This is a genomic window from Actinomycetes bacterium (assembly GCA_035506535.1).
Taxonomy (GTDB): domain Bacteria; phylum Actinomycetota; class Actinomycetes; order DATJPE01; family DATJPE01; genus DATJPE01.
The window spans coordinates 25,337-38,720 of the sequence record DATJPE010000033.1; the positions used below are offsets into that span (position 1 = coordinate 25,337).

The 13,384-nt window shown below is 72.8% G+C and carries 13 protein-coding genes; 6 read left to right on the plus strand and 7 right to left on the minus strand.

The window, feature by feature from the left end; genetic code table 11:
* The first annotated feature begins 33 nt into the window (after positions 1-33).
* Genes rph through VMI11_05350 form a run of 3 tightly spaced genes read left to right on the plus strand, consistent with a single transcriptional unit; the run spans position 34 to position 4,938 of the window.
* Positions 34-771 (plus strand): ribonuclease PH, encoded by a 738-nt coding sequence (rph, locus tag VMI11_05340; protein ID HTY71832.1) that lies wholly within the window; start codon positions 34-36, stop codon positions 769-771.
* Positions 768-1,391: an RdgB/HAM1 family non-canonical purine NTP pyrophosphatase gene (gene rdgB, locus VMI11_05345; GenBank protein ID HTY71833.1), complete on the plus strand. Its 624-nt coding sequence runs from the start codon at positions 768-770 to the stop codon at positions 1,389-1,391. Before rph ends, rdgB begins: the two co-directional genes overlap by 4 nt.
* Before the next feature lie 37 nt (positions 1,392-1,428).
* Positions 1,429-4,938, plus strand: a complete 3,510-nt coding sequence (locus VMI11_05350) for an adenylate/guanylate cyclase domain-containing protein (protein ID HTY71834.1) — start codon at positions 1,429-1,431, stop codon at positions 4,936-4,938.
* Positions 4,939-4,979: 41 nt separating this feature from the next.
* On the opposite strand, the gene VMI11_05355 is transcribed toward VMI11_05350, so the two are convergent.
* The 5 genes from VMI11_05355 to clpS form a co-directional block, all read right to left on the minus strand.
* Positions 4,980-5,927, minus strand: coding sequence for a cysteine synthase (locus VMI11_05355; GenBank protein ID HTY71835.1), 948 nt, complete (start codon positions 5,925-5,927; stop codon positions 4,980-4,982).
* The gene (locus tag VMI11_05360; GenBank protein ID HTY71836.1) at positions 5,928-6,206 is read right to left on the minus strand and encodes a MoaD family protein; all 279 of its coding nucleotides are present in this window, start codon (positions 6,204-6,206) and stop codon (positions 5,928-5,930) included.
* 61 nt (positions 6,207-6,267) lie between these two features.
* On the minus strand, positions 6,268-6,696 hold the full coding sequence (locus VMI11_05365) for a M67 family metallopeptidase (GenBank protein ID HTY71837.1): 429 nt from the start codon (positions 6,694-6,696) through the stop codon (positions 6,268-6,270).
* A 30-nt stretch (positions 6,697-6,726) separates the two neighbouring features.
* The gene (locus VMI11_05370; GenBank protein ID HTY71838.1) at positions 6,727-7,278 is read right to left on the minus strand and encodes a DUF2017 domain-containing protein; all 552 of its coding nucleotides are present in this window, start codon (positions 7,276-7,278) and stop codon (positions 6,727-6,729) included.
* Position 7,279: 1 nt separating this feature from the next.
* On the minus strand, positions 7,280-7,585 hold the full coding sequence (gene clpS, locus VMI11_05375; protein ID HTY71839.1) for an ATP-dependent Clp protease adapter ClpS: 306 nt from the start codon (positions 7,583-7,585) through the stop codon (positions 7,280-7,282).
* A 66-nt stretch (positions 7,586-7,651) separates the two neighbouring features.
* Between clpS and VMI11_05380 the strand changes: the two genes are divergently transcribed.
* Positions 7,652-8,944, plus strand: a complete 1,293-nt coding sequence (locus tag VMI11_05380; GenBank protein HTY71840.1) for a nicotinate phosphoribosyltransferase — start codon at positions 7,652-7,654, stop codon at positions 8,942-8,944.
* Positions 8,941-9,510, plus strand: a complete 570-nt coding sequence (locus VMI11_05385; GenBank protein ID HTY71841.1) for a nicotinamidase — start codon at positions 8,941-8,943, stop codon at positions 9,508-9,510. Before VMI11_05380 ends, VMI11_05385 begins: the two co-directional genes overlap by 4 nt.
* A 20-nt stretch (positions 9,511-9,530) precedes the next feature.
* On the opposite strand, the gene VMI11_05390 is transcribed toward VMI11_05385, so the two are convergent.
* Positions 9,531-10,361: a phosphatase PAP2 family protein gene (locus VMI11_05390; GenBank protein ID HTY71842.1), complete on the minus strand. Its 831-nt coding sequence runs from the start codon at positions 10,359-10,361 to the stop codon at positions 9,531-9,533.
* A 30-nt stretch (positions 10,362-10,391) separates the two neighbouring features.
* Positions 10,392-10,922, minus strand: coding sequence for a pyridoxamine 5'-phosphate oxidase family protein (locus VMI11_05395; GenBank protein ID HTY71843.1), 531 nt, complete (start codon positions 10,920-10,922; stop codon positions 10,392-10,394).
* Between the two features lie 157 nt (positions 10,923-11,079).
* Between VMI11_05395 and VMI11_05400 the strand changes: the two genes are divergently transcribed.
* On the plus strand, positions 11,080-13,383 hold the full coding sequence (locus tag VMI11_05400; protein HTY71844.1) for a cation-translocating P-type ATPase: 2,304 nt from the start codon (positions 11,080-11,082) through the stop codon (positions 13,381-13,383).
* Position 13,384 lies beyond the last annotated feature (1 nt).

A 13,384-nucleotide genomic window follows, 5' to 3' on the forward strand; every position in this document is an offset into this window, starting at 1 on the left:
GCCGGCGGCATAGGGTCAGGCGCCGTGACCTCCCTGGAGACCGCTGCGCCACGCATCGACGGTCGCGGACCCACGCAGCTGCGACCGATCCGGCTCACCCGCGGATGGACGGACAACGGCGAGGGCAGCGTCCTCGTGGAGTTCGGGCGGACCCGCGTGCTGTGCATCGCCTCGTTCACCGCCGGCGTACCGCGCTGGCGCAAGGGCTCCGGCGAGGGGTGGGTCACCGCCGAGTACGCCATGCTGCCCCGCTCGACCAACACCCGCGGGGACCGCGAGTCGGTGCGCGGGCGCATCGGCGGGCGTACCCATGAGATCTCGCGCCTGGTCGGACGCTCGCTTCGCGCGGTCGTCGACGCGCGCGCCCTCGGCGAGAACACGGTCGTCCTCGACTGCGACGTGCTGCAGGCCGACGGCGGGACGCGCACCGCGGCGATCACCGGCGCCTACGTCGCTCTCGCAGACGCGATCACCTGGGCCAAGGGAGCCGGTCTCGTCGCAGACGGTGCCGCGGCACTGAACGGCTCGGTCGCCGCGGTGTCAGTGGGGATCGTGGACGGCGTACCGCTGCTCGACCTCTGCTACGAGGAGGACGTGCGAGCCGAGACGGACATGAACGTGGTGTGCACCGGCGACGGCCGCTTCGTGGAGGTGCAGGGCACGGCCGAGCGCGAGCCGTTCGACCGCGCGCTGCTCGACTCGCTGCTCGACCTCGCCGCGTCGGGTTGCCGAGACCTCGCCCGCCTACAGACCGAGGCGCTGTCGGCGTGAGCGCACGGACCACCGTGGTGCTCGCGACGCGCAACCGCCACAAGCTGGAGGAGATGCACCGGATCCTCGTGGAGGCCGGCATCGACGTCGACCTGGTAACCGTCGCCGACTTCCCCGCCGTCCCCGACGTCGCCGAGACCGGGGCCACCTTCAACGAGAACGCCCTTCTCAAGGCGCGCGCGGTCGCCGAGGCGACCGGGCTGCCCGCGGTCGCCGATGACTCGGGGCTCTGCGTCGACGCGCTCAACGGCATGCCCGGCGTGCTGTCGGCGCGCTGGTCCGGGCACGAGCGCGACGACCGGGCCAACCTCGAGCTCGTCCTCGCCCAGCTGGCGGACGTACCGGACGAGCGCCGCACCGCGTCCTTCGTCTGCGCGGCCGCCCTTGCCACGCCGGACGACACCGTGCAGCACGTCGTGGTCGGGCGGGTGGACGGCCACATCGTCCGCGAGCCCCGCGGCACGGGCGGCTTCGGCTATGACCCGATCTTCGAGTCCGTGGACCGGCCGGGACGCACCACCGCCGAGCTCAGCCCCGGGGAGAAGGACGGGATCTCCCACCGGGGCAGAGCGCTGCGGGCGTTGGCGCCGTACCTGCGCGACCTCGTCGTCCCCGACTGAGACCACGCGGGTGGCGGACGTCGCTATCGTGCGAGAGGTGACCTGCTCGCACTGCGCAGCGGAGATCCGGCCTAGCGACCGGTTCTGCCCGGAGTGCGGCACGCCCGTCGAGCGGCTGCGCTACTGCCCCGAGTGCGGGACCCCCGCTGAACGCGGCCGCTTCTGCGCGAGCTGCGGGGCCGCGCTGGACGCCGCAGCGGTCGCGGAGCCCGCACGCGCTCAGCCCGTCGCCGAGCGCCGGGTCACCTCCGTCCTCTTCGGCGACCTCGTCGGCTTCACGCCGCTCAGCGAGACGCGGGACGCGGAGGAGGTGCGCGAGCTGCTGTCGAGCTATTTCTCGGTCTGCCGCACGGTCATCGGCCGCTACGGCGGGACCGTCGAGAAGTTCATCGGTGACGCGGTGATGGCCGTGTGGGGGGTGCCCGTGGCGCACGAGGACGACGCGGAACGCTCGGTGCGCGCCGGCCTCGAGCTCGTCCAGGCCATCGCCGCCCTCGGCGAGGACGAGGGAGCCCCAGGCCTGGCGATGCGGGTTGGCGTGGTGACCGGCGAGGTCGCGGTCACCGTCGGCGCGACCGGGGAGGGGATGGTCGCGGGCGACGCCGTCAACACCGCCGCACGGGTGCAGGCCGCCGCCGAGGCCGGCAAGGTCTGGGTCGACGACCGGACCCGCTCGCTCACCTTCGCCGCCATCGCCTACGCCGACGCCGGCGAGCACGCCCTCAAGGGCAAGACCGAGCCGCTGCACCTGTGGCAGGCCAGGGCGGTCGTCGCGGAGCTGGGCGGGGGCCAGCGGGTCGACGGGCTCGAGGCTCCCCTCACCGGACGCGACCGCGAGCTGCGGCTGCTGAAGGAGCTGTTCCACTCCACGCAGGAGTCCTCCCGCCCACGGCTGGTCGTCGTCGACGGCGATCCCGGGGTCGGCAAGTCGCGACTGGTGTGGGAGTTCGAGAAGTACGCCGACGGCCTGACCGCCACCGTGCGCTGGCACCGGGGACGCTGCCTGTCCTACGGGGACGGCGTCGCCTTCTGGGCGCTCGCGGAGGCCGTGCGCACCCGGCTCGGCCTGACCGAGGCCGACGCCGGCGAGGTCGTGGGACGTCGCCTCGAGGAGGGCCTCGAGCAGTTCGTCCCCCAGCCGGACGAGCGGGACTGGCTGCGGCCCCGCCTGGCCGCGCTCGTCGGCGCGGGTGCCGGCGGCTTCGCACGCGAGGACCTGTTCGCGGCGTGGACCGCGTTCTTCGAGCGCCTCAGCCAGGGCGGAAACGCCGTCGTGCTCGTGATCGACGACGCGCAGTACGCCGACGACGGTCTGCTCGACTTCCTCGACCACCTGCTCTCCTCTGCCCGTGCCCCCGTCTTCGTCGTGGCGCTGGCCCGCCCGGAGCTGCTGGCGCGTCGACCCACGCTCGGAGGGCGGCGCGCCACCGTGCTGCGGCTCGATCCCCTGGACGACGCGGCGATGGCCGCCCTGGTCGACGGCCTGGTCGTGGGCCTGCCCGCGCCGGCACGAGCGGCCCTCGTCGAGCGGGCCGAGGGCGTCCCGCTGTTCGCCGTCGAGACCGTGCGAGCACTCATCGACCGCGACGCCGTGGTGCCGCGCGACGGCCAGTACGTCCCCGCGGACGACGCGTCCTTCGACCTCGGGGCGATCGGCGCCCCCGCGTCGCTGCAGGCCCTCGTGGCGGCCCGGCTGGACGCGCTCACGCCCGACGAGCGGCGGGTGGTCGCCGACGCCAGCGTGCTCGGCCTGACCTTCACCCGGGAGGGCCTGGCCGCCCTCGGGTCGGACGCGGTCGACCTCGACGCGGCGCTGGACGCCTTGCAGCGCAAGGAGATCGTGGCCGTCCAGCAGGACAGGTTCTCCGCCGAGCGAGGGCATTTCCGCTTCGTGCAGTCGGTCGTGCGCCAGGTGGCGTACGGCACTCTGTCCAGGCGCGACCGACGGACCCGCCATCTCGCGGCCGCGGACTTCCTGACGGCGCAGCCGGACCCCGCCGACGACCTCGCGGTGGTCATCGCCCAGCACCTGCTGGACGCGGTCGACGCGTCGGGGTCGGACGCGGCGGACGTACCCGAGCTGCTGAGCCGCGCGTGCGCCCTGCTCGAGCGGGCCGGAGCGCGCGCGAAGGCGCTGGGCTCGCCCGCGGAGGCGCGCCGGCTGTTCGAGGCCGCGCTGGCCCGTACGTCGGACCCGGCCGACCAGGCCCGCCTGATGCTGGCCGCCGCCGAGGCCGCCCAGGACGCCGGCGACTTCCGGGGCTCGATGGACCTCGCCCGGCGCTCCATGGAGGGCTTCGACGCCCTGGACCGCCCCTTCGACGCCGGCATCGCGGCCGGGACGTTGTGCCGCTCGATGTCCTTGGTCGTCGGCGACTTCGCGGGGATCGTGGAGATCGCCGAGCCGCGGTGGCAGGCGTTGTGGGGGGTAGGAGGTGCCGAGCGTGCCCTGTTGCGGCTGGCCGGCTCCCTCGCCGGCGCGCACTACGAGCTCGGCGGCTTCGACGTGGCCAGGGACTTCGTCCAGCGACGGGTCTTCCTCGCGGAGGCGGTGGGCGAACCCGACCTGCTGGCGAACGCGCTCATCCAGCTCGGCAGCCTCTACCAGGCCACCGGCGCGCCTGTCACGTCGCGTGCGGTGACCGAGGCCGCGGCCCGGATCGCCCGCGACGGCCTGCCCGGAACCCTGGCCAACGCGCTGACCAACGTGGGCACGCTACTGATGAGTCGCGACCTGCCGGCCGCGCTTGAGACCTTCAGAGAGTCCCGCGACGTCGCGCGCCGGTCGGGGAACGCGGGTCAGCTGGACTACGCGCTGGGCAACTACGCCTCCGCCCTGTGGACCGCAGGCCGGCTCGCCGAGTCGCGCCGCGTGCTGGACGAGGCGCTGGAGACCTCGACCGTGCCCACGATCACCGTCTACCTGGCGCTGATCGGGACCTGGCTCGCCGACGCGTTCGGCGAACCCCTCCCCGACACCGAGAGCATGGACAACTCTGGCAGCGTGTGGGACCTCGCGGCTCTGGGGTGTCTGCGCGTCGCCGCCCTGTCGGCCGCGGGCGAGGTGGCCGCCGCCGCGGCCCTCACCGAGGAGACCTTGGCCCACGCGCTGACCGCGGGGGGACTCGAGGACGACTTCATGCACTTCTGGCCCCCGCTCGTGCGAGCGGCGCTGGCGGCGGGTGACGTCGCGCTGGCGGAGCGGCTGCTGGAGCCGGTGACCTCGGCGTCCGGCGGCGTGCTCTCGGCGGCCGTGGGCGCCCACCTGCTCAACCTCAAGGGGCTGGTCGCGGCGGCCCGCGGGGACGACCCCGCCGACGTCGAGACCGACCTGCGCGCGGGGCTGGCGGCGCTGGGCGCCTTCGGGGCCGTGGGCTGGGCCGCCCGCGCGGAGGAGGACCTGGCCCGCTGGCTGGCCGCGCAGGGCCACGAGGCCGAGGCCGCGTCCCGGGTGGAGCGGGCACGGGAGACGTACCGGGAGATCGGCGCCCTGGGCTGGCTGGCCCGCCTCGATGCCTGGTCTCTCCCCCTTGTTAGGCGTCCGTAGGTCCATCGACCGACCAACGCCTAACAGCTCGTGAGCAAGGGTCAGGCCCAGAGCTGGCCCTCGAGGCTGTCCTCGGCCTCGTCCAGACTGCCCTCGTAGGCGCCGGTCGAGAGGTACTTCCAGCCCGCGTCGCACACGATGAAGGCGATGTCGGCCCGCTCCCCCGCCTTGACCGCCTTGGCGGCCATCCCGAGAGCCGCGTGCAGGATCGCACCGGTCGAGATGCCGGCGAAGATGCCCTCGACGTCGAGCAGCTCGCGGGTACGTCGTACCGCGTCGCGGGGGCCGACCGAGTAGCGGGTGGTCAGCACCGACTCGTCGTACAGCTCGGGCACGAAGCCCTCGTCGAGGTTGCGCAGCCCGTACACGAGCTCGCCGTAGCGTGGCTCCGCGGCCACGATCGCGACCCCGGGGACCTGCTCGCGCAGGTAGCGCCCGACTCCCATGAGCGTGCCCGTCGTGCCGAGCCCGGCCACGAAGTGGGTGATCTCCGGCAGGTCCGCGAGCAGCTCGGGACCGGTCGTGCGGTAGTGGGCGTCGGCGTTGGCCGGGTTGCCGTACTGGTAGAGCATCACCCAGTCCGGATGCTCAGCGGCGACCTCCTTGGCCCGGCGCACCGCCTCGTTCGAGCCGCCCGCCGACGGGGAGTAGATGATCTCGGCACCCCACATGCGCAGCAGCTGTGAGCGTTCGACCGAGGTGTTCTCCGGCATCACGCAGACCAGTCGGTAGCCCTTGAGCCGGGCCGCCATCGCCAGCGAGATGCCGGTGTTGCCCGAGGTCGGCTCGAGGATCGTCGCCCCCGGCCTCAGCGCTCCGGACGCCTCCGCCGCCTCGATCATCGCAAGCGCCGGTCGGTCCTTGACCGAGCCGGTCGGGTTGCGGTCCTCGAGCTTGGCCCACAGCCGTACGTCGGGAGCCGGCGACAGCCTCGGCAGCCCCACCAGCGGCGTGTGGCCGAGGGAGTCCAGCAGGCTGGCGTAGCGCACTCAGGCCCCCCCGCCGGCGACGGCGGGGAGGATGGTCACGGCGTCCCCGTCGGCGATCGGCGTGGCCAGGCCGCCGAGGAAGCGCACGTCCTCGTCGTTGACGTAGACGTTGACGAACCGGCGCAGCTGGCCACCCTCGACGATGCGCTCGCGCAGGCCGGCGTAGCGGGAGTCCAGGTCGACGACGAGCTCATCGAGGGTCGTGCCGCTGCCCTCGACGGCCTTCTCGCCGCCGGTGTAGCTGCGCAGAATCGTCGGGATGCGGACCTCGACGGACATGGGGCTCCTCGGACTCGTACCGGCTGGGCTCTTACAGCGCGGGACTCGGACAGCTCGGTGCTCAGGGCAACGCGGGGACGACGGCTACTTCTTCCTCGGTGACCACCCCGTCCACGATGCGAAACGAGCGGAACTCGACCGGGCCGTCCCCGGTCGCGCTCTCCCGCGTGGAGACGACCACGTAGTGCGCCCTGGGCTCAGAGGCGTAGCTCACGTCGGTGCGCGACGGGTAGGCCTCCGTGGCGGTGTGCGAGTGGTAGACGACCACCGGCTCCTCCTCACGCGCGTCGAGGTCCTTGTACAGCGCCAGCAGGTCCGCCGAGTCGAACTCGTAGAACGTCGGCGATCGGGCCGCGTTGGCCATCGGGACGAACCGCTCCGGCCGGTCGCTGCCCACCGGGCCGGCCACGATCCCGCAGGCCTCGTCAGGGTGGTCGCGGTGCGCGTGGTCGACGATCGCGGCGTACGTCGCCTCGTCGATGGTCAGCACCCGCCCAAGGGTAGGCGAGGCCCGGGGCCCCTAACCCAGGGCCTGCAGCAGGCTCCACTGCAGCCCGCCGAGCCAGTCGTAGATCGCGTGGTGCAGCGGCCGGGGATCCTCGTCGGGCAGCCCCGCCAGCTGGGCCCAGTCGGCCTCGGGGTCCTCGCTGACGTCCAGGCGCGTCCCGAGGACCAGGCGCAGGTCGTTGAGCGAGGTCAGCCAGGCCTGCGCCTCCTCCTCGCTCAGCGGACGCGCCTTCCCGGGGTGCTCGAGCGTGGCGAGGACCAGGGCGGCACGGTGCTGCTTGCGCTCCCGCAGCTCCAGCTCGGTGTAGCGGCGGAACTCGGCGGCCGCCTCCTCGTCCTCGCGGTAGGCGTCGGGCAGCAGGCGGGCGAGCGCCGGGTCCTCGGGGGCCCTGGTCGACGTCCCGATGCCGACCAGCGCGCCGAGCGGGTCCTCCTCGCCAACCTCGTCCGCCGGCTCGAGCAGCGTCGTGAGCTGGCCGAGCAGGTCGACGAGCAGCGCCGCCTCGCCCGGGTCGACCTTCAGCACGACGGACCCGCGCTTGCGGGCGAAGGAGGTACCGCCCACGTCAGTCGTCCTGCTGCAAGGTGGCCCACAACCCGTACCCGTGCATCGCCGCCACGTCGCGCTCCATCTCCTCACGGCGGCCGTTGCTGACCACGGCGCGGCCCTCGTTGTGGACGGCGAGCATCAGCGTGCGGGCCTTCTCCGCCGAGTAGCCGAAGTAAGTGCGAAAGACGTAGGAGACGTAGTCCATGAGGTTGATCGGGTCGTTCCAGACGATGGTGACCCAGGGGCGCTCGGGGACGACGACCGACCCGGTGACCGGCTCGTCGAGCTCGGTCGGGGCGGTCGAGGCCCGGACCGGGACCAGGGCGGTGGAGCACCTCACCCGCCCATCGTCCCAGCCCGCGCTCCCGGCGTTCTAGGGTCGGTCGCTGTGACGGGTACGTCGACGGCGCTGCTGACCGACCGCTACGAGCTGACCATGCTCGAGGCGGCGCTCGCGTCCGGCACCGCGCACCGACACTGCGTCTTCGAGGCCTTCGCCCGCACCCTGCCGGCCGGGCGTCGGTACGGCGTCGTCGCCGGCACCGGACGTCTGCTCCAGGCGCTGGCCGACTTCCGTTTCGACGAGCCCACCCTCGTCGCCCTCGAGCAACAGGGCTTCCACGAGACCCGGGCGCTGGAGCACCTCGCGTCGTGGCGCTTCACCGGGGACATCCGCGGGTACGCGGAGGGCGAGTGCTTCTTCCCGGACTCCCCGATCCTGCAGGTGGAGGCCAGCTTCGCGGAGGCCGTCGTCCTGGAGACCCTCGTCCTGTCGATCCTCAACCACGACTCCGCCGTGGCGGCAGCGGCATCACGCATGACCGCCGCGGCGGGGCACCGTCCCTGCATCGAGATGGGCTCGCGGCGCACCCACGAGCGGGCGGCCGTCGCGGCGGCACGGGCCGCCTACGTCGCGGGCTTCGCCGCCACGTCCAACCTCGCGGCCGGGGCGCAATACGGAATCCCGACCGCCGGGACGGCGGCCCACGCGTTCACCCTGGTGCACGACGACGAGCGGAGCGCGTTCGCGGCCCAGGTCGCGACCCTGGGCCGGGAGACGACGCTGCTCATCGACACCTTCGACGTCGAGACGGCCGTACGGACCGCGGTCGAGGTCGCCGGGCCGGAGCTGGGAGCGGTCCGCCTCGACAGCGGCGACCTGGGGGCCACCGCGGTCGAGGTCCGCGAGCTGCTCGACTGCCTCGGCGCGACCTCGACCCGCATCGTCGTGACGAGCGACCTGGACGAGCACGCCATCGCCTCTCTCGCGGTCGCGCCGGTGGACTCCTACGGCGTGGGGACCTCGCTGGTCACCGGCAGCGGCGCGCCCACGGCCGGGCTGGTCTACAAGCTGGTGTCCGTCGACGGGCGACCCGTGGCCAAGCGCTCCACCGGCAAGGAGGGTCGCGGCGGCCGTGCCTGGGCCGGTCGCGCTCTGCGGGACGGGGTGGCCGTCGCCGAGGTCGTCGGGCGGCACGGCGACCTGCGCCCCGGGCCGACGCTGCGCCCGCTCCTCGTCGACCTGGTGGTGGGCGGGGAAGCCGTGGGGATGGAACCGCTGGAGGCCGCCCGCGACCGGCACGCCGCATCGCTCGCCGAGCTGTCGCCGCGTGCCCGCCAGCTGCAGCGGGGCGAGCCGGCCCTGCCGACGGTCGGGTCGATCGAGGAGGTCGAGACGTGAGCCGAGCCCTGGTGATCGTGGACGTACAGAACGACTTCTGCGAGGGCGGATCGCTGGCCGTGGGCGGCGGCGCCGACACCGCGGTCGCGATCAGCACGTACGTCGCCGATGCGGCCTACGACCACGTCGTCGCGACCCGGGACCACCACATCGACCCCGGGGCCCATTTCTCGTCCCACCCGAACTACGTCGACACCTGGCCGGCGCACTGCGTCGTCGGCACCCCCGGCGTCGAGCTGCACCCGGACCTGGACCGGAGCACGATCGAGGCGGTGTTCGACAAGGGCGAGCACGCGGCGGCGTACTCCGGTTTCGAGGGCCACGCCGCCGACGGCGAGAGCCTCGCCGACTGGCTGCGAGCGCGCGGCGTCGAGGAGGTCGACGTCGTGGGCATCGCCACCGACCACTGCGTGCGAGCGACCGCCCTCGACGCGGTCCACGACGGCTTCCGCACCCGGGTCCTGCTCGACCTCACCGCCGGCGTGGCTCGCGCGACCACCGACGCAGCTCTCGCCGAGCTCCGGGCAGCCGGCGTCGAGCTCACCGGCGAGCCCGTGCTCCGCTGAGCCCTCTGGCGGCTGCGGGCTCAGGCAGTGACGGGTTCGGGTTCGGCGCTGCCCGCGGGGGCGGTGGCCCGGCGCCGGGCGAGGGCGGTCTCGAAGGCGCCCTCGATGGCGACGGAGATGCCGAGCAGGCCCGCGGCGACGAAGCAGTCGAGCCACCAGTGGTTGGCGGTGGCGACGATCACCAGCCAGGTGAACAGCCAGTGGAAGAGCGTGATGAAACGCCAGCGGCTGGTCGTGATGCGCATGGCGTAGAAGGCGATGATGAGGGACCAGGCGGCATGGACGGACGGCATGGCCGCCAGCTCGTTGGCGTTGGCGCTGCCGAGGGCGTCATAGACGGACTGGTGGTAGATCTGCGCGGTGTCCACGAAGCCCGGGAGCATCCGAGGCGGCGCCACCGGGATGATCTGGATCAGGAAGCAGAAGAACGTCGTCAGCGCGACGACGTTGCGGATCCTGGCGAACCAGTCGTGGTGGCGCACCCACACCCAGATGAGGAACGCCGCCATCCCGTTGAGGTGGAAGAACAGGTAGTAGACGTTCATCGACCGGACGACGTCCGGGTACGGCAGGAACAGGTGCTGCACCCACTGCTCGCTGGGGATGTGCAGGTCGTGCTCCACCCGCATGACGCCGCGGGCGTGCGCGAACGCGCCGGCCACGTGCGTGTGCGCGTACCCGCCGATCTTCTGCCAGAGGGCGAGCAGGAGCATGACGATCGTGAACTCCTGCGCGAAGGAGCCCGTGTACTTGGCCCAGCGGTTCGGGACGGGTCGGCTGGCGACCGCGATGACCGCCAGCAGGGCGGCGATGGTCACCGAGAGCTGGAAGCTCGGGCGCAGCTGCGGCAACGACTCACCCCCTCCGGACGTCTGGCCAGACTAGACCGCGATCAGCGCGGCGAGCCTGGTCCGGTCGGAGCAGTACGTCAGCATCCGCTGGGCGTCGATGCGCACGTAGCGAGCCATGGACGGCTCCGCGACCCACTCCTCCGGAGCGCTGCCCTGGTAGACCGCCTGCCAGTACGGCCGCACGCCGTCCGCCTCGGAGGTGCCCCCGACCACGACGTGAGCCGTCCCGTGAACCGTGATCGCGAGGTCGTCGCCGACGACGTGCGTCGCGCTCACCCCCGGCCGGCGCTCCAGGTGCCTGATCCGCCAGGCATCCGAGGAGGTGGTGAACCAGAAGCGACCGTGCAGGAACAACCCGTCGACCGGCGCGACGCGTGGCTGCCCCGACGCGGTGACCGTCGCGACCGCCAGGTGCTTGACCCCGGTCAGGTAGGCGGCCGCCTCCACCGCGCTGAGACGGCGCTCCGGGGTGATGATGTCGAGGGTCTGCGTTCCCGCGGCCGCGAAGGAGGCGTCGATCAGGGCCTGCAGGGCGGCCAGCTCCTCAGGGCTCTCGTGCATGTGCCCAGCCTGGCATCCACCAGCACGGACTACCTATCGGCAGGGATGGCAGCGGAGCGGGCAGTGCCCCGCCACGGTCGGGCGCCCCGTGGCTCTACGCTGATGACTGGAGCCAGGCGGCGAGGACGCGGGCCGGTGCGGAAGGGAATGCCTAGCGGTGACCATCGCACCTGAGACCCGAGTGGTCGAGTTGTCGGTGGGCGGGATGACCTGCGCCTCCTGCGCGGCCCGTGTGCAGAAGCGGCTGAACCGGGTCGAAGGGGTGCACGCCGCCGTCAGCTTCGCCAGCGAACGAGCCACGATCCAGGCGCCCTCGGAGCTGAGCGTCGCAGATCTCATCGCCCAGGTGGAGGCCGCGGGCTACAGCGCGGCGCCGGCGGGCGACTCCTCCGAGGAGGCTGACCACCGACGACTGCTCGACCTGCGGCGCCGGCTGGTCGTCGCGCTCGTCCTCACGATGCCGCTGGAGAATCTGTGCATCCTGTGGCCGATGGGACTCATCCCGCGGGTCGATCACTGGCAGCTGGTGCTCATCGCCCTGGCCACGCCGGTGGTGACCTGGTGCGCGTGGCCGTTCCACCGGGCCGCCTGGATCAATGCCCGGCACGGGGCGACCTCCATGGACACCCTGGTCTCCCTGGGCATCATCGCCGCCAGCCTGTGGTCCCTCTACGCGATGTTCGCCCTCCCCTTCGACGGGCAGCGAAGCGGCGTCTCGCTGCTCTTCCGCGCGGGTGGCGGGCAGGTCTATGTCGGTGCCGCGGCTGGTGTCGCCACACTGCTCCTGATCGGCCGAGTCTACGAGGCCGGCGCCCGGCGAAGCGCACGCAGCGCACTTCGTTCGCTCGCGGCGCTGGGCGCGAAGGAAGCGACACTGCTGCTCCCGGACGACGCCGAACGACGCGTCCCGGCCGCCCTGCTGTCCTCGGGCGACCGCTTCCTCGTCCGCCCCGGCGAGACGATCGCGACGGACGGCGTGGTTGTCGCCGGATCGGCCGCGATCGACGCCTCGCAGATGACCGGCGAGTCGCGGCCGGTCCACGCGGTCGAGGGCGACGACGTGCTCGGCGGGACGACCGCTCTGGACGGTCGGCTGGTCATCGAGGCGCTACGTCCGGCAGCGGACAGCCACCTCGCCCAGATGGTCCACCTGGTCGAGCAGGCGCAGGCCGAGAAGTCCCATGCCCAACGGCTGGCCGACCGGGTGAGCGCGGTCCTCGTCCCTGCCGTCATCGTCGTGGCCGGCCTCACTCTCGTCGGCTGGCTCGCCCTCGGTGCCTCCACCGCCACCGCGGTGGGGGCCTCCATCGCCGTCCTTGTGGTGGCCTGCCCGTGCGCCCTGGGCCTCGCCACTCCGACCGCCCTCATGGTCTCAGCGGGCGCTGCCGCCGAGAACGGGGTCTTCGTCAAACGGCAGCAGGCCCTCGAGATGGCCACTGAGATCGACACCGTGGTGCTCGACAAGACGGGCACCGTCACGACGGGGCGTCTCGAGGTCGAAGCGGTGGGGGGCGGAGGGGGCACGAACGGCCCGGACCCCGGCTGGCTGCGGCTCGCCGGGGCGCTCGAGGCGGGCTCGGAGCATGCCGTGGGGACAGCGATCACGGCGCGAGCGCGTACCGCGTTCGGTAACCTCCCGGAGGTCCAGGACTTCGAGGCGCACCCGGGTATGGGAGCCACGGGCGCGGTGGAGGGCCACGCCGTCGCCGTGGGGAGCCCCACTTTCGTCGCCTCCCTGATCGGCGCGAGGGTCGTCGAGCCGATCGTGAGCTCGGTCGCAGCCGAGGAACGCTCGGGTCGGACGGTCGTGCTGGTCGCGGTCGATGGTCGCGTGTGCGGGTATCTCGCACTGACCGACCAGCTGCGCGACACCGCCGCAGCTGCCGTCACGGATCTCAAGCGCCTCGGTCTGCGCGTGCTCCTGGTCACGGGCGACAACCCCGGCGCCGCCCAGGGGGCCGCGGACCGGCTTGGCATCGACGAGGTTCGCTCACGTGTCCTCCCTGACGCAAAGGCCGAGCTCGTCCGGTCCCTTCAGGCCGAGGGGCATCGGGTCTGCTTCGTCGGGGACGGACTCAATGACGGTGCCGCGCTGGCCTGCGCGGACCTGGGCATGGCGATCGGGTCCGGCACCGACCTCGCCATCGATGCCGCAGACGTCGTCCTCAGCCGCGACGACCTCGGCGTCGTCTCCACCGCGATCTCGCTGGCCAGGGCGACGGTGCGCACGATCCAGCAGAACCTCCGCTGGGCCGTCGGGTACAACCTCGTCGCGATCCCGTTCGCGATGCTGGGGTTCCTCAACCCGCTGCTCGCGGGCGCCGCCATGACGACGTCCTCGACCCTGGTGCTCTGGAACAGCCTGCGCCTGCACGAGCGATTCGCCCCGGCCTCCAACACCTACGCCGCCCGCCTGGCAGCGCTTGCACCGGGCACGGTGCCTGAGGTCGAAGCTCTCTGAC